This window comes from Methyloversatilis universalis EHg5 (assembly GCF_000378945.1).
GTDB classification, from domain to species: Bacteria; Pseudomonadota; Gammaproteobacteria; order Burkholderiales; family Rhodocyclaceae; genus Methyloversatilis; species Methyloversatilis universalis_A.
Map to the genome: position 1 here is coordinate 403,307 of NZ_KB900539.1, position 15,191 is coordinate 418,497.

Here is a 15,191-nt window from a genome sequence, read left to right on the forward strand (position 1 = left end):
CGATGAAAGCCGACGCACTGCCTGTCGCACCGCAGTCGCCGGCCGCTGCAGCCGCCGCACCGGCGGCGCAGCGGCTGTCCGACCTGTACCGCTGGGCTGCCGGCTTCGTCCGGCCGGAACGCGCGGCGCTGGGTCGGGTGCTGCTGCTGTCGCTGCTGGCGGTGCTGGCCGGCCTGGCCCAGCCGCTGCTGACCCGCACGCTGATCGACGACGGCATCCTCGCGAGTGACGCGGGCACCGTGCTGGCGACCGGCGGCTGGATGGTGGCGCTGGCGCTGGCCGCGCTGGCCATCGGCTTCACCTGCCGGCGCATCCACGTGGGTGCGTCGGCCCGCATTCTTCATGGCATGCGCGAAGCGCTGTTCGCGCATGTGCTCCGGCTGCCGCCGGCGTATTTCGCCCGCACCCGCCAGGGCGACCTGCTGGCCCGCCTCGAAGGCGACCTGGGCGAAGTGCAGCGCTTCGCGGTCGATGCGCTGCTGTCGGCCATCAATTCGCTGCTGACGCTGGTCGGCACCGTGCTGCTGCTGGCGCTGCTCAGTCCGAAGCTGGCCCTGCTGCTGGCACTGCTGATGGCGGTCAATGCCGCGGTGCTGTCCTGGGTGCGGCCGCGCATCGAGGCGCTGTCGCGCCAGTCGCGCGACGCTGGCGTCGAGGTGTCCAGCTTTCTGGTCGAGAAAGTGGGCGCGGTGCGCTGCATACAGACCCATGTCGCCGAGGCGCGCGAACTGTCGCGGCTGGGCGGCCTGCACGCCACGGTGCGCGAACGCCTGCTGGCCGCCCAGCTGTGGGGCTATCTGGGCGGCGCCTTTCCGAACCTGCTGCTGTCGCTGGCGGTGATCGGAATTTTCGTCGTCGGCAGCCTGTCCATGCTGGCCGGCGACCCGCTCACGCTGGGCACCCTGGTCGCTTTCTCCACCTGCGTGCAGCGCGCCAGTGCGCCGCTGCATGCGCTGATGGGCCTCTACCTTCAGTGGCAGCGGGTGAAGGTGGCGCTGGGCCGGGTGGACGAACTGCGCGCGGTACCGCAGCCGCCCGAGGTGGCGGGCGAACTGCCGGACGGCGCGCTGATGGCGGGTGATCTGGTCGTGCGCGATCTGGCCTGTACCCACGCCGGGGCGCCGCGCGCCGCCTTCAGCGGACTGAACCTCACGATACCGGCCGGTGCGCGGGTGTGGCTGCGCGGCCCGTCGGGCAGCGGCAAGTCCACCTTCATCGATCTGCTGCAGCGGCTGATTGAGCCGAGCGCCGGCTGGGTGTCGCTGGGCTGCGTCGACCTGCGCGGCATCGACCGCGCGGCATTACGCCGGCATCTGGTGGTGGTGTCGCAGGAGGCGGTGCTGTTCACCGGCACGCTGGCCGACAACATCCGCTACGGCCGCCCGGACGCCAGTGAGGCCGACGTTGCCGCGGTGGCGCGTGCCGCCGGCGTCGACGACTTCGCCGCCCGTCTGCCGGACGGGCTGGCGACCCGGGTCGGGCCGCGCGGTGCCTCGCTGTCCGGTGGCGAACGCCAGCGGGTGGCGCTGGCGCGCGCGCTGTTGATGACGCCGGCGGTGCTGGTGATCGACGAAGGCACTTCGTCGCTGGACGGCGCGCTCGAAGCGCGCGCGCTGGCCGCGGTCGACGCGCTGCTGCCGCGTGCCACCCGCATCGTGGTGAGCCATCGCGCGCTCGACCCGGCGCAGTTCGACCAGGTGATCGACTTCCCGCCGGGAGCGCCGGCATGACGGTGAAGGTGGGGTTGATAGACGGCCCGGTCGGCGCCGGGCTGGCGCACGCGGTGCTCGCCTGTTCCGATCCGCAGGCGCTGCAGAGTGAGGAGGGCGGTCATGGCCGGCAGGTGGCCGGCGCGCTGCTCGAACACTGCCCGTCCGCCGGTCTGCTGCTGGCTCCGGTGTTCGACCGCACCCGCGAAGCCGAGGTCGGGCGCGTGGTCGAGGCGCTGTACTGGCTGGCGGCGCAGGGCGCGCAGTTGATCAATCTGAGTTTCGGCATGGCGGCACCCAGCCGCCGGCTGGCATCGGCCTGCGCCGAGGTGGCGGCGCAGGGCGTGGTGCTGGTGGCGTCCGCCCCGGCGCGCGGTGCGCCGGTGTACCCGGCTGCTCTCGCCGACTGCATTGCGGTGACCGGTGACGCGCGCTGCGCGCCGGGCGAAGTGTCCTGGCTGTCGACCGCCGCGGCCGATTTCGGCACCCACCCGCTGATCCGCCCGGGGCGCCCGGATCTGGGCGGCGGCGCCAGCATCGCCACCGCCCGCATGAGCGGGCTGCTGGCCGCACTGCTGGCCGAAGGCCATGCGCCGCACACGCTGCGCGCGCGGCTGCAGTCCATGGCGCTGCACATCGGACCGGAGCGCCGTCATGCCTGAGCGCTTCGCGCTGATCGTGGCCGCACTGACGGCGCTGCTGCTGTACGCGCTGCCCGGTGCCGGCGATGCGCTGCTCGCGCTGGCCGCCGCGGCGGCACTGCATGCCGGCCTGCGTGCGCCGCGCCGTGCACAGGCGCTGGCCCTGTCCGCCGGCCTGCTGTGGGGCGCGCTGTGTGCGCTGGCGCTGCTGCTGCTGACCGACCGCACCGGTGTGCGCTACGTCTGGATCTACAGCTACAGCGGCAGCGCGTTGCCGGCGCATCTGAAACTGGCCAATCTGTGGGGCGGCGACGAAGGCACGCTGCTGCTGCTCGCCGCCTTCTGCGTCACGCTGGCGGCGCGCGGTGCCGCCGCCCGCACCGCGCGCCTTGATGCGGCCTCACTGCTGCCGGCCGCCTATGTGCTCATCGTGCTGTGGCTGCGGCCGTTCGCGGCCACGCCGGCGGCGTGGCTGGCGCAGTCCGCGTCGCAGGGCATGAATGCGCATCTGATGAAGGTGTGGATGCTGCTGCACGCACCGCTCATCCTGGCCGCCTACGCGTGGACGCTGTCGCTGGCCGCGCCGGCCCTGCAGGCGCTGGCCGGTGCCGCCCCGCGCTGGCCGGCCGGCGCGCTGCCGCACGCCCGCCGGGCCTGGGCGCTGCTTACCGCCGGCATCGGCTTCGGCATGGTGTGGGCGTTCGAGGACGCGATGTACGGCCAGGTCTGGCACTGGGACCCGGTGCAGACCGCGGTGTTCGCGGTGTGGTGCCTGCTCGGCGCTCATCTGCACGGGGTCGGCGGCTGGCGCGCCGGCCGCGCCATGTGGCGCTGGGTGCCCGCGACGGCGCTGGCCGCCGCGGCGATGACCGCGCTGGCCATGGGGGTGACCCGCAACGACCTGCTGGCCAGTTCGCACCGCTACGTCGGTGCCGATACCTGGCCGGCGCATCTGTCCATCGCCGCACTGCTGCTGATTGCCGGCGTCGCGATGGCGTGGCGTGGCCGGCGCGTGGCGGCCCACGTCGCCCATCGCACCAGCGTCGCGACCTGGGCGCTGCGCGCCACCCAGGTCGGGTTCGCGCTGATCGGCCTGTGGGCCGCCGGGCACATCGCCTGGGCCTGCTTCGCGCAGTGGCAGGGCACGCCGCGGCCGGACGACCTGCGCCCCTTCTTCGAAACGCTGCGCAGCTGGGCGCGCGGCAGCGAACTGCCGCTGCTGCGCACCGCCTTCGCGCAGTGGGATGTCGATGGCTATGCGCTGGCGCGCCACCTGCTGTGGCCGATGATGCTCATCGGCCTGGTCGGCGGCTGGTTCTTCCTGCGCCGGCTGTCGGCCCGCATGGCTGCGGCGTCGCTGCTCATCGTGCTGCTGGCCTGCGCCGCGGTGCTGCTGCAGGGCGGCCTGCTGGCGGAGCGCTATGCCGGAGGCGGCGTGCTGTCGCAGCAGATCGTGGCGCTGCTGCCGCGGGTCGACGCCGCACTGCTGGCCGGTGGCTATCTGGCGCTGGCCTGTGCCGCGTGGAGCGTGCATGCCGCCTGGCATGCGCGGCGCTCCGCCGGCTATGCGCTGCCGCTGGGCCTGCTGCACGTGGGCGCGGTGATCGCGCTGTGGGGCGGGCTGGTGGCGACCGCGCTGAATGGCTATTCGCAGCATCTGGTCGGGCTGGGCGCCGACTGGCAGGCCGCTCCGGGTGGCTATGCCTTCCGCGTGACCGGGCTGGCGGTGGACCGTGCGCCGGATGGCGGGCGCGGTCCGGCCGACAGCGCCTTCCGTGCGGTGGCCGAGGTCGAGCTCGATACGCCGGCGCACGGCGTGCTGCGCGGCCAGACCCTGTACCGCGACGGCCGCAGCGCCATCGCCGGCTATGCCGGGCCGGTGCGCCAGATCTGCGAAATCCTGGATTACCGCTATGCCCGCTACGCCGACCGGCCGGGCTATGTGCTGCATCCCTTCATAGACCGCAGCTGGTCGCGCGACCTGCAGCTGTGGGTATCGACCTCGGCCGCGGTGGCCGCGCTCGAAGGCGGGCCGCAGACCGCGCAGGCGGTGGTGGTGCTGCGCGTGCTGCCCTTCGCTTCGCTGCTGTGGCTGGGGCTCACGCTGGCGACGGTCGGCGCATTGTGGCTGGCGCTGCGTGCGCCGGCCGGAAGCAGGGAGGTGACTGCATGAACGACATGACCGTGCTCGGACTGGGGCCGGCGGCCTGCCTGCTGGCGCTGGCACTGGCGCGCCACGGCATGCGTCCGCGGTTGCTGGGTAGCCGGCGCAGCCGGCCGGCGGTGGAAGGCGTGTCGCAGCGGGTGGTGGAGGCGCTGCGCCAGTCCGGCTGCAGCCACGCGCTGGATCTGCTCGGGCCGCGCTGGCAGCGGGTGTCCTGCTGGAACGCGCAGGAAGTGGAGATGAATGGCGAGTTCGTGGTCGAGCGCAGCGCATTCGACCAGGCGCTGCTGCGCGACGTGAAGGCCGCCGGCATCGAGGTGAAGGAAGGTCTGGTGCGCAGCGTGGACCCGCTGCCGGAGCCGGGGCGGGCGGTCGTGTTCGAGCACGCGAACGGCCGCCGGCAGACCCTGCGCGCGGCGCTGCTGGCCGACTGTCGCGGCCATACCGCGCCCAAGACCGCGGCCGACCGCCTGGCCGGCCACACGCTGGTGTCACTCGGCCGCAGTTTCGACGGCGCGCGCGCACAGTCGCGCACCACCTTCATCGAATCCTTCGAAGCCGGCTGGGCCTGGGGCGGCGTGGATCCGGCCGGCCGCGCCCATGTACAGGTGGTGGTGCTGCCGGAACTGCTGGTCGCGCACGACGGTGACCTCGATGCCGCGCACGCCGCCTGCATGCTGATGCTCAGCCGGCTGCCGAGCCGCTTCGGCCGTGCGCTGCAGCCGACCGGGCCGGCACGGGCGCGCGGCATACAGCCGGCGCTGCGCGGCGTGATCGCGGAAGCCGACTGGCTGCGCATCGGCGACGCCGCCTATACCTGCGACCCGCTGTCCGGCCACGGCATGTTCGAGGCGGCGTCGGCCGCCATCGCCGCGGTGCCGGTGATCAACACGCTGCTGCAGCGACCACAGTCGTCGGCACTGGCACTGCGCTATCTCGACGAGCGTGCCGAATCGGTGTTCCGCTCGCGCATCGAGGCGGCGCACCAGCACTACGCGACCGAAACCCACTGGCGGGACGAGGCCTTCTGGGCGCGCATGACCCGTGCGCCTTCGCTGGCGCCGCTGCAGGCGGCGCGGCCGGGGCGCGCCTCCTTCGCATCGCGGCCGGTGGTCGAGGACGGCTACATCGTTGAACGCCGCGTGGTGGTGAGCGGCGAACACCCGCGTGGCGTGCGTTTCATCGACGGCATCGATCTCGGCCGGCTGGACGAACTGCTGCATGCCGGCGCGCCGGCCGCACCCGCCGACATCGGCCAGCACCTGCAGGCGCCGCCGGAGGCGGTGGCGCGCGCGCTGCACTGGCTGCAGGCGCAGTCCCTTCTTACCCATGCCGGGCACTGATCCGGCGATTTCACCACCGCAAGAGGAGAGTTGAACAATGACAAGAAACCGACTGAACGTCCTGCTGTGCGCGCTGCTGGCCGGCGCACTGCCGCTGTCGGCCCAGGCTGAAGAAGCGGCTGCGCCGGCGTACACGATCACGTCGAACATCGGCGTGTTCTCGCAGTACATTTTCCGCGGCATTTCGTACACGCAGGAAAACCCGGCGGTGCAGGGCGGCTTCGATTTCGCGCACGAGAGCGGCGCCTATCTGGGCATCTGGGGCACCAATGTGAGCGATCTGGCGCTGTCGAACGCGACCGGTGAGATCGACGTGTACGGTGGCTATGCCAAGACCTACGGCGACTGGACCTTCGACGTGGGCTTCCTGCAGTTCATCTTTCCGGGCGGCAAGTACGACCTGACGGGCGGTGGCACCGAAACGCTGAACACGCTGGAACTGAATGCGGCGGTGAGCTGGAAGTTCGTGCAGCTGAAGTACTCGTACGCGGTGACCGACTACTTCGGTTTCAGCACGAAGTCGTTCGGCGCGGATTCGGACGGATCGGACTACATCGAGCTGAACGCGAACTACGAGTTCATGCCGAGCTGGGTGGTGAACGCGCACGTGGGTCACCAGAAGGTGAAGAACTACAGCGACTACGACTTCACCGACTGGAAGCTGGGCGTGACGAAGAACTTCGAAGGCGGCTGGCAGGCGTCGGTGGCCTACATCGACACGAATGCGGACAAGACGCTGTACACGATCTGTGACAACGCCGGTGGTGTGCAGACGCGCTGCAAGGACACCGGCGACAGCAAGTGGCTGGCCTACATCAAGCGCACCTTCTGATCGATCTGCATCCTCGTGGGCGCTCCGCAGCGGCGCCCTTGCGCGGTGGGGCCTGTGCTCCGCCGCGTTTTTTCGCTGGCTGGCCCGGTCAGCCCTGCAGCGCCTGCCTGAACTGAGGGTTCTGCAGCGCCCACACCGCCGCTTCGAGCCGGCTTTTCATGTTCAGCTTGCGCAGCAGGTGCTTGATATGCACCTTCACCGTGGCATCGGAAATGCCCAGTTCGCGCGCGATTTCCTTGTTGCTGCGGCCGTCGGCCAGCAGGCCCAGAATCTCCCGTTCGCGCTCGGTCAGGTCGCTGTGCGAGGCGGCCGGCGGCGCATTCAGCGCATGCGCCAGCAGGCCGGCGACGCTGGCGTCGAGCACCACATTGCCGCCGACCGATTGCTTGATGCGGGCGCACAGTTCTTCCGGCTCCATGTCCTTCAGCAGATAGCCGTCGGCACCGGCCTTCATCGCGTCCAGCACGTCGCGTTCGTCGTCTGACACGGTGAGCATGACGCAGCGCCCGCGCACGCCGGCCGCCTTCAGCTGGCGCAGCGTTTCGATGCCGTTCATCGCCTTCATGTTCAGGTCGATCAGGATGAGGTCGGGATCGACCTCGGCGGCCAGCGCAATGCCGCTGGCGCCGTCGCTGACTTCGCCGGCCAGTTCCAGTTCCTCGTCGGCGCGCACCAGTTGTGCCACGCCCTTGCGGAACAGCGGATGGTCGTCGATCAGCAGGATGCGGATGCTCATGTCGTGCCTTCTGTCATCAGTTCGGCGGGCAGCTTCTGCGGTGCGAAGGTGAGCTGCACCCGGGTGCCGCCGCCCGGCCGGTGCACCACCGACACGTCGCCGCCCAGCGAGTGGGCGCGTTCGCGCATGATGCTCAGCCCGTAATGGTTGCTTTCGGTATAGGGGTTGGTGAGGCCGCGACCGTCGTCATCGACCACCACGGTGAGCAGATGCTCGGGGCCGTAGTGCATGCTCACCCACACATGATAGGCGCGCGCATGCCGCACCGTGTTCGACAGCGCTTCGCGGATCACCTGCATCACGTGGAATTCCTCGTTCACCTCGAGGTGACAGCGGCCGAGGTCGTGCACGAAGCTGATGTCCAGACCGCTGCGCTGGCCGAAGTCGTCCACCGCGTCCTGCACCGTAGAGAGCAGGCCGCCCGGACCCATGCGCACGCGGAAGGCGGCGATCAGTTCGCGCACCTCGCGGTAGGCGGCGGACAGGCCTTCGCGCAGTTCGCGCGCCGCCTGCGCCACGTCGGTCGGATGCTTCTCGCGGTCCAGCCCGCGCTGCAGCCGCGCCACCTGGATTTTCATGTAGGCCAGCGACTGCGCCAGCGAGTCGTGCAGTTCGCCGGCGATGGCGCTGCGTTCTTCCATCAGCGCGACCCGGCGTTCCTCCTGGCTGCGGCTGACGCTGGAAATCGCCAGTGCGGCGAGGTGGGCGAAGCTTTCCGCCAGATTCACCTGCGGGTCGTCCACCCGCGCGTTTTCCGGGAATTCGATCACCAGCGTACCGACCGACACGTCGCCGCGGCACACCGGCACCACCAGCGAATGCGCAGCGCAGTCGCCGGAGGGCGGCACCACCCGCGCGCTCACTTCGCGCGCATTCTGTTCGACGCCCAGCTGGCGCAGCACCGCCGGCTCGCCCCGGGTGTGCAGCAGCGCGACGGTGCCCAGCGCCTTGTGCGCGGCAGGGTTCAGCGCCAGCCCTGCGGTGCGCGCGCCGAGCGATGTTTCCAGCAGTGACAGGCCGTTGCGCAGGCTGAATTCGGACACCACGCCATCGGTGAACATGCGCGCCACCTGGTGCAGGGTCTGCAGCGCCTGGCTCTTGCGCCGGAGCTGTTCGCCGCTGGTCTGCTGACGCCAGCGGCCCTCGGCTTCGAAGCCGGCCTGGCGCGCGCTCAGTTCGGCCAGGCTGTCGATCAGCCGGCTGATCTCATCGCGGCCGCGCACGCGTGCGCTGTCCGACATCAGCGACAGCGCGGATTCAGTGCGCCGCACCAGCACGTCGTGCGCGCGCTTCATGATGAGCAGTGCGCCGGCCAGGATGAGTGCGCTGCACAGCACCTGCAGCAGCAGCATGACCGCCACCCGCTCCAGCAGCGACTTCTCGACGCTGCGGAAGGCGTCGCACACCACCGCGCCGCTGTAGCTGCCCTCTGCGCACAGGTCAGCCAGCCGCCCGAACACCTGCTGGAACAGCTGCTCGATTTCGACGCTGCCCCATATGCTGAGCAGGGCGGCCACCATGCAGCCCGCCAGAGTCGCCACCAATCCGGTATACAGAGGGAAGCGCCCGCTCGGGCCGAAGAAGGATCGGATCAACATGACTCTGTACGTTTTTTCAGCGTGGATGCTGGCACTGCTGTTCTCGGTGGTGGTCGGCTCCTGGCACGGTACGACGACCTCTTACGTGCTGCCGGTCGCGGTGCTGGTCACCGGGCTGTCCATGCTGTGGCTGGCCCGCAAGCTGCCCTGGTACGTGGGCTCGCCGCATAGGCCTGAAGCCACTGCGCAGCAGGAGCAGTGGGCGGGTCAACTGTGCCACAACATTTCATCGCCTTCGGTCACGATACAGGGGCAGGAGATCACTTTCGCCAATCAGGCCTTTCTCGCGCTGCTGCATTACGGCGGTCGCGGCGACCAGGTGGTTGGCCTGCCGTTCACCAATCTGCTGCATCCGGTCGACCACCCGCGCTTCGCGACGCTGATGGCAATCGCCGGCACCGATGACGCGACCGATGCCGAAGGCGTGCTGCGTCTGGTGCGCGCCGATGGCGGTCCGGTCAAGCTGCACGCCAGCATTTCGCCGCTGTCGCTGGTACCCGGCAGCCGGCTTATCCAGTTCAGCGCCGACGCGGCGGCAGCGCCTGCGCGCGACGGGGTCGAGAATTCGATGTCGGTGGTGCTCGACCAGCTCGATCTGGTGCTGTTCAAGACCGACGCCGAAGGGCGCGTCGCCTATGTGAATCGCGCATGGGAACGGCTGACCGGCCGCAGCATGCCGGACAGCCGGGGTCGCATGCTGTCGGCCGCGGTGCACCCGGAGGACAGGGATTCGGTCGACAAGGCCATGCTGTCGGTGGCCGGCGGCCAGACCGATCACCTGAGCATGGAAGTGCGCATGGTGAATACCGGCGGCAATGTGTTCTGGATCATGCTGCGCGCGCAGACCTGCACGTTGCCGGACGGCGATCTGGTGGGTGTGGTCGGCACCCTGAGCGAAGTGACCCGCCGCCGCCGCGGCGAGGAGCTGGGGTCGAGCCGGCGCTATCTGAACACCCTGCTCGCCAACGTGCCGGGCATGGTCTACCGCGGTCGCAACGATCCGGAGTGGACGATGGAATTCGTCAGCGACGGCAGCGTGGACCTGATCGGCTACGAGCCGTGGGAACTGGTGGAAAACCACCGCGTGTCCTTCGGCAGCCTGGTGCATCCGGAAGACCGCGAATTCCTGTGGGCGCAGGTGCAGGCCAGTCTGGCCCAGCACAAGCCCTATCAGATTTCGTACCGGGTGGCCGACGTGAGCGGCAACTACCTGTGGGTGTGGGAGCAGGGGCGGGGCGTGTTCTCGTCGCAGGGTGAGCTGCTGGGGATAGAAGGTTTCATCACCGACGTGAGCGAGCGCCGTGGTGCCGAGGAAAAGGCACGCCGCCGCATGTGGTTCGAGGCGCGTACCGGCATGACCAGCCGCGCCATCTTCGATTCGCTGCTGGCCTGGACGCTGCATCAGTCGCAGGTGAACGACTTCCCGTTCGCGCTGCTGTGGGTGGATGTGAGCGGGCTGGCCGACCGGCTGTCGCCGCCCCAGACCGGTGTCGAACAGATACAGGCGACCGGTGTGGCCGGCCCGGGCGCACAGGTGCAGGCCGGCAGCGAGGCAACCGAACAGGCGCTGGCCCGGGTGGCGCGCCGCTTCCGTCCGGTCAATGGCCCGGGCGCGGCGGTCACCTATATGGACAACTACCAGTTCGCGGTGCTGCTGACCGACTTCCGTGCCGGCGAAACCGCGCGCGCGCTGGCCGGTTCGACCGAAGTGATCACCGCGGTGTCGCAGCTGGCGAGCCGGCTGGTGCAGGAACTGTCGGCACCGCTGAACATCGGCGCCGACGAAGTACCGGTGCCGGTGTCGGTCGGCATCGCGATCGCCGACGCCCGCTACATCGGCGCCGAATCGATGTTCGCCGCCGCCCGCCGGGCCGCCACCCAGGCGGCCGAGCTGGGGCCGGGACACTGCGAGTTCGCCGACGAGTAAGGCGTCACCGGTTGCGCCGGCAGGCGGTGCGACCGCTCAGGGTTCGATCGCGATGCCGCGCAGCGGCTTGCCGTCGGCCACCCGGCCAATGCGGCTGGCGCGGCCGGTGTTCAGATCGATCTCGTACAGCTGCACCGTCGCATCGCCGCCGGTGGTGAGTGTGGCCAGCGCCGCGTTGTTCAGGTCGGCGATGTCGAAGTGGGCGTCGGTGACCGTGCCGACGCCCAGCGTGCCGACCGTGAACAGCCGGCCCAGATTGGGTGATACCACCGGCTGCACGCCCTCTACCGAGCCCTGGCGCACCAGGCTGCCGGTGGCGGCGTCGATCGCGTAATTGGTGGTGATCTTTTCGTTGTCCTTGTTGTAGGTGTAGCCGGCCGCCACGATCTGCGGGGCCACGGCTGCGTGCGCGTCGCCGTCGGCGTACTGCAGCCGGCCGTCAGGCTGAAGTCCGGCCTGGTCGGCGGAACCATCGACCAGTTCGCCGCTGTCCGGGTGGGCGCGCAGGTTCTGTCCGGTGTCGGACACGATGCGGATGCGATCAGCCGCCGGATTGAAATCGAAGCCGAAACGCCGGCCTTCGAGCTTGAGCGCGAACGGCTTGCTGCCGACCGGCGTCAGCGCGCCGGTGGTCACATCGACGCGGAACACGCGGCCGCTGCTGCCCAGTGCATACAGATCGCCCTTGGCCACCCGGTAATCGATGCCGAGCACCGTTTCGCCGGACGCCAGTCCGGACAGTTTCACGTCCGACAGCAGGCGACCGGGCTGGCCGGCGTTGAAGCTGACCAGCCTGTGGTCCTGGGTAACGGCGCGCACCAGCTCCTTGCGCTGAGTGCCTTGCGGTTCGGCAGGGTGATGTGCGCAGGCGGCCAGCCCGGCGGAGAGGGCAAGGGCGGCAAGGGCTGAAGGGCGGACGCGGGCGTCCGGTTGTGCGATTCGGGGCATTGCGGGTCTCCGTTCGATGGGTGGCCAGACACCGGTCCGGCCAGCAAGACTGTTCCGGATGTGAAAACGGCTCCCGGACACGGGGCTTGAGTCTCTTTTGTCGGGAGTCTCTCCCGCGCCGTCGATCGGACACGCTCAAGAATGAATGCGTTTCGCCCGTAATTCCGATTTCCTGCCTGAAATGTAAAGAATGACTGTGTCTCTTGTTGCGTTCCGCCGCCGTCTGATCGTCGGCGTCCTCTCCGTGGTCGGCGCCTGCGCCGCTGCGGCGACGCAGGCCGCCAACGTCGCCTACCGTGCGCTTGATCCGTCCGGCCGCGCGCTGGACAGTGTGGTGATCGCACTGCTGCCTGCATCGCGCGCAAATCTGCCGACGCCGCGACCGGCCCGTATCGAACAGGTCCGCAAGAGCTTCATGCCCCAGGTGTCGGCCGTGCAGGTCGGCACCGCGATCGAGTTCCCGAACAACGACACGGTCCGCCACCACGTCTATTCCTTTTCGCCGGCCAAGGTGTTCGAACTGAAGCTGTACAGCGGCCGGCCGGAAAAGCCGGTGGTGTTTGACAAGCCCGGTCTGGTGGTGCTGGGCTGCAATATCCACGACCAGATGGTGGCTTACGTGTCGGTGGTCGATACGCCTTGGTTCGCGGTGACCGGCAGCGACGGCAGCGCGCAGATCCGCGACGTGCCGTTCGGCGATTATCAGGTCCAGGTCTGGCACCCGCGCCGTCTTGGCCAGCCCGATCTGCCGCTGCGCCCGCTGAGGGTGGCTGGCGACCTGAGCGAAACGCTGGCCGTGGAACTGAAGCCCTGAAGTCATGATGCGCGTCGGCCTGAAGTGGAAGATCGCTGCGTGGTGCGCCGCGCTGCTGCTGGTCACCCAGGCCGGCGGCCTGCTGCTGTTCGGTGAAATCGGACGCAGCAGTGCGCTGGATGACGTCCGCGAGGAGCTGCAGACCGGCCACCGGGTATTCGATCGCATGCTGCGCGAACGCACGGGCCAGCTCACACAGGCGGCGCGCGTGCTGTCCGCCGACTACGGCTTTCGCGAGGCGCTGCTCAGCGGTGACCGCGACACCATCACGTCGGCGCTGGCCAATCACGGCGGACGCATCAGTGCCGATCTGATGCTGCTGCTGGCGCTGGACGAATCGGTCATCGCCAGTTCGCCCTTCGATCCCGGCGGCACGCCGGATCGCCTCCACCAGCTGATCGAACAGGCGCGTCGCAGCAGTACCCAGAGCGGCGGCGGTTTCGCCGTGGTGTCCGGCAGCCTTTACCAGGTGGTGGTGGTGCCGGTCATGGCGCCGCTGCCCGTCGCCTGGGTGGTGATGGGCTTCGGTGTGGACCAGCGGCTGATGAATGAACTGAAGGGCGTGACCGGCCTTGAAGTGAGCTTCGTGCGCCTTGGCGTCGAACAGCAGGGCTGGAAACTGGTGTCGAGCACGCTGGCCGAACCGGTGCAGAGCGAACTGCTGCAACGGCTGCCCGGATCGTCGATCCGGGTCGAGCCGGTCACGCTGTCGCTGGTCGACCGCGACTATGTAAGCAGGCTGCACGCGATCGATGCCGGCGGCCAGGAACAGGTGGGCGCAGTGCTGCAGCTGGCGCTGGATCGCGCCCTGGCACCCTGGCAGCGGCTGTACCGGGAGTGGGCCGGGCTGTCGCTGCTGGGCATGGTGATTGCACTGCTGGCCAGCGCCTTCATGGGCCGCTCTATCGCCTCACCGGTGGTCCGGCTGGCCGAATTCGCCCGCCGCGTCGAATCCGGCGAGTACGGCGAGCCGCCGGCGGTGGCACGCGGCGACGAGATCGGCCAGCTGGCCGACGCCTTCGTCCACATGACCGGCACCATCGCCTCGCGCGAGGCGCGCATTACCGAACTGGCCTATTACGACGCGCTGACCGGCCTGCCGAACCGTGCCTATTTCGCCGAGCGGCTGGACGAATACATCCGCGAAGCCGGTGAGCGCTCCGCCAGCGTGGCGGTGGTCAGCTTCGATCTCGACCGCTTCAAGATGGTGAACGACACGCTGGGCCACGACTTCGGTGATCTGCTGCTGAAAGAAGTGGCACGCCGCCTGCGCGAAGCTCTGCGCAATGTGCGTGACCAGGTCGCCCGGCTGGGCGGTGACGAATTCGCGGTCATGCTGCCGGAGGCCGACGTCCGTCAGGCGCTCGGCGTGGCGTTCCGCATTGCCGAGGCGATCAACCAGCCGATGAATCTGGATGGTCAGATGGTGGACGTGAGCGCCAGCATGGGCGTGTCGGCCTGCCCGGAGCAGGGCGGCAGCGCACGCGACCTGATGCGCCATGCCGACATCGCGATGTATCTGGCCAAGCGCCACAATTCGGTGGCTGAAATCTACGATCCGCGCCACCAGGACCAGAACGTCGAACGGCTGTCGCTGCTGTCCGAACTGCGCAATGCGGTCGAGCGCGACGAGCTGGTGCTGTACTTCCAGCCCAAGGTGGCCACGCAGCCTGACCACGTGCACCACGTCGAGGCGCTGGTGCGCTGGATACACCCGACCCGCGGATTCATACCGCCGTTCGAATTCATCCCCTTCGCCGAACAGACCGGCTACATCAAGGCGATCACGCTGTGGGTGATGAATGCCGCCGTCCGGCAGTGTGGGCAGTGGCTGGCCAACGGGCTGGAGGTGAACGTGTCGCTCAACATTTCGGCGCGCGACCTGCTGAATCCTGACCTGCCGGCGGTGTTCGCCGACATGCTGCGGCAGCATGCCTGTCCGGCCCGGCTGATTACGCTGGAAATCACCGAAAGTGCGGTGCTGGACGACCCGCTGCGTGCGCTCGCCAATCTGCAGGCGCTGCGCGAGACCGGCTGTGCAATGTCCATCGACGACTACGGTACCGGCTACTCATCGCTGTCCTACCTGCGCCAGATGCCGGTCAGCGAAATGAAGATAGACCGCAGCTTCGTAATGCACCTGCTGGACAACCCGAACGACGAAATCATCGTCCGTTCGACCATAGAACTGGCCCACAACATGGGCCTCAAGGTGACCGCCGAAGGCGTGGAAAGCGAAGAGGTGCTGGAACGCCTGCGCGCGCTCGGCTGCGATCTGGCGCAGGGTTACCTGATCAGCAAGCCGATACCGGCTGACGCGCTGGAGCGCTGGTTCCGTGACTCGCGCTGGGCGCAGCCTCCGCTGCCGACCGCGGCGGCGGTTCGAGCGGCGCCGGAAACAACGCTGGCCACTGCCGATTGAGCACGATGCGGACAGGTCTGCTGGCCCGGATGCTGCTTCGGGTTACAGTATCGAGAC

The 15,191-nt window shown here is 69.2% G+C and carries 11 protein-coding genes; 8 read left to right on the forward strand and 3 right to left on the reverse strand.

The window, feature by feature from the left end; genetic code table 11:
• Positions 1–2: 2 nt before the first annotated feature.
• Genes METUNV2_RS0101805 through METUNV2_RS0101825 form a run of 5 tightly spaced genes read left to right on the forward strand, consistent with a single transcriptional unit; the run spans position 3 to position 6,689 of the window.
• On the forward strand, positions 3–1,730 hold the full coding sequence (locus tag METUNV2_RS0101805) for an ABC transporter ATP-binding protein (RefSeq protein WP_018227808.1): 1,728 nt from the start codon (positions 3–5) through the stop codon (positions 1,728–1,730).
• Positions 1,727–2,371: a subtilisin-like serine protease QhpE gene (gene qhpE, locus METUNV2_RS0101810; RefSeq protein ID WP_018227809.1), complete on the forward strand. Its 645-nt coding sequence runs from the start codon at positions 1,727–1,729 to the stop codon at positions 2,369–2,371. Before METUNV2_RS0101805 ends, qhpE begins: the two co-directional genes overlap by 4 nt.
• Positions 2,364–4,523, forward strand: coding sequence for a cytochrome c biogenesis protein CcsA (gene ccsA / locus METUNV2_RS0101815; protein ID WP_018227810.1), 2,160 nt, complete (start codon positions 2,364–2,366; stop codon positions 4,521–4,523). Before qhpE ends, ccsA begins: the two co-directional genes overlap by 8 nt.
• Positions 4,520–5,857: a flavin-dependent monooxygenase QhpG gene (gene qhpG / locus METUNV2_RS0101820; RefSeq protein ID WP_018227811.1), complete on the forward strand. Its 1,338-nt coding sequence runs from the start codon at positions 4,520–4,522 to the stop codon at positions 5,855–5,857. Before ccsA ends, qhpG begins: the two co-directional genes overlap by 4 nt.
• Positions 5,858–5,894: 37 nt before the next feature.
• The gene (locus METUNV2_RS0101825; RefSeq protein WP_018227812.1) at positions 5,895–6,689 is read left to right on the forward strand and encodes a TorF family putative porin; all 795 of its coding nucleotides are present in this window, start codon (positions 5,895–5,897) and stop codon (positions 6,687–6,689) included.
• Positions 6,690–6,777: 88 nt separating this feature from the next.
• Here METUNV2_RS0101825 and narL read toward each other — a convergent pair whose 3' ends face one another.
• Complete coding sequence (gene narL, locus METUNV2_RS0101830) at positions 6,778–7,425, reverse strand: two-component system response regulator NarL (RefSeq protein WP_008064156.1); 648 nt, start codon at positions 7,423–7,425, stop codon at positions 6,778–6,780.
• Positions 7,422–9,023 (reverse strand): ATP-binding protein, encoded by a 1,602-nt coding sequence (locus METUNV2_RS0101835; protein ID WP_051081864.1) that lies wholly within the window; start codon positions 9,021–9,023, stop codon positions 7,422–7,424. Before METUNV2_RS0101835 ends, narL begins: the two co-directional genes overlap by 4 nt.
• Between METUNV2_RS0101835 and METUNV2_RS0101840 the strand changes: the two genes are divergently transcribed.
• The gene (locus METUNV2_RS0101840; RefSeq protein ID WP_026187792.1) at positions 9,022–10,950 is read left to right on the forward strand and encodes a PAS domain-containing protein; all 1,929 of its coding nucleotides are present in this window, start codon (positions 9,022–9,024) and stop codon (positions 10,948–10,950) included. The two genes, METUNV2_RS0101835 and METUNV2_RS0101840, sit on opposite strands and share 2 nt — an antisense overlap.
• A 36-nt stretch (positions 10,951–10,986) precedes the next feature.
• Here METUNV2_RS0101840 and METUNV2_RS0101845 read toward each other — a convergent pair whose 3' ends face one another.
• The gene (locus METUNV2_RS0101845; protein ID WP_018227815.1) at positions 10,987–11,769 is read right to left on the reverse strand and encodes a DUF4394 domain-containing protein; all 783 of its coding nucleotides are present in this window, start codon (positions 11,767–11,769) and stop codon (positions 10,987–10,989) included.
• 319 nt (positions 11,770–12,088) lie between these two features.
• On the opposite strand from METUNV2_RS0101845, the gene METUNV2_RS0101850 reads away from it, so the two are divergent.
• Both METUNV2_RS0101850 and METUNV2_RS0101855 read left to right on the forward strand, forming a co-directional pair.
• Positions 12,089–12,712: a methylamine utilization protein gene (locus METUNV2_RS0101850; protein WP_018227816.1), complete on the forward strand. Its 624-nt coding sequence runs from the start codon at positions 12,089–12,091 to the stop codon at positions 12,710–12,712.
• Positions 12,713–12,716: 4 nt separating this feature from the next.
• Positions 12,717–15,134, forward strand: coding sequence for a bifunctional diguanylate cyclase/phosphodiesterase (locus METUNV2_RS0101855; RefSeq protein WP_018227817.1), 2,418 nt, complete (start codon positions 12,717–12,719; stop codon positions 15,132–15,134).
• The last annotated feature ends 57 nt before the right edge of the window (positions 15,135–15,191 follow it).

Excerpts from the sequence above, each read along its gene's own strand:
- ccsA (WP_018227810.1), top strand. The coding sequence starts at position 2,364 with ATGCCTGAGCGCTTCGCGCTGATCGTGGCCGCACTGACGGCGCTGCTG.
- METUNV2_RS0101840 (WP_026187792.1), top strand. The coding sequence starts at position 9,022 with ATGACTCTGTACGTTTTTTCAGCGTGGATGCTGGCACTGCTGTTCTCG.
- METUNV2_RS0101850 (WP_018227816.1), top strand. The coding sequence starts at position 12,089 with ATGACTGTGTCTCTTGTTGCGTTCCGCCGCCGTCTGATCGTCGGCGTC.
- METUNV2_RS0101825 (WP_018227812.1), top strand. The coding sequence starts at position 5,895 with ATGACAAGAAACCGACTGAACGTCCTGCTGTGCGCGCTGCTGGCCGGC.
- narL (WP_008064156.1), bottom strand. The coding sequence starts at position 7,425 with ATGAGCATCCGCATCCTGCTGATCGACGACCATCCGCTGTTCCGCAAG.
- qhpG (WP_018227811.1), top strand. The coding sequence starts at position 4,520 with ATGAACGACATGACCGTGCTCGGACTGGGGCCGGCGGCCTGCCTGCTG.
- METUNV2_RS0101855 (WP_018227817.1), top strand. The coding sequence starts at position 12,717 with ATGATGCGCGTCGGCCTGAAGTGGAAGATCGCTGCGTGGTGCGCCGCG.
- METUNV2_RS0101805 (WP_018227808.1), top strand. The coding sequence starts at position 3 with ATGAAAGCCGACGCACTGCCTGTCGCACCGCAGTCGCCGGCCGCTGCA.
- qhpE (WP_018227809.1), top strand. The coding sequence starts at position 1,727 with ATGACGGTGAAGGTGGGGTTGATAGACGGCCCGGTCGGCGCCGGGCTG.
- METUNV2_RS0101835 (WP_051081864.1), bottom strand. The coding sequence starts at position 9,023 with ATGTTGATCCGATCCTTCTTCGGCCCGAGCGGGCGCTTCCCTCTGTAT.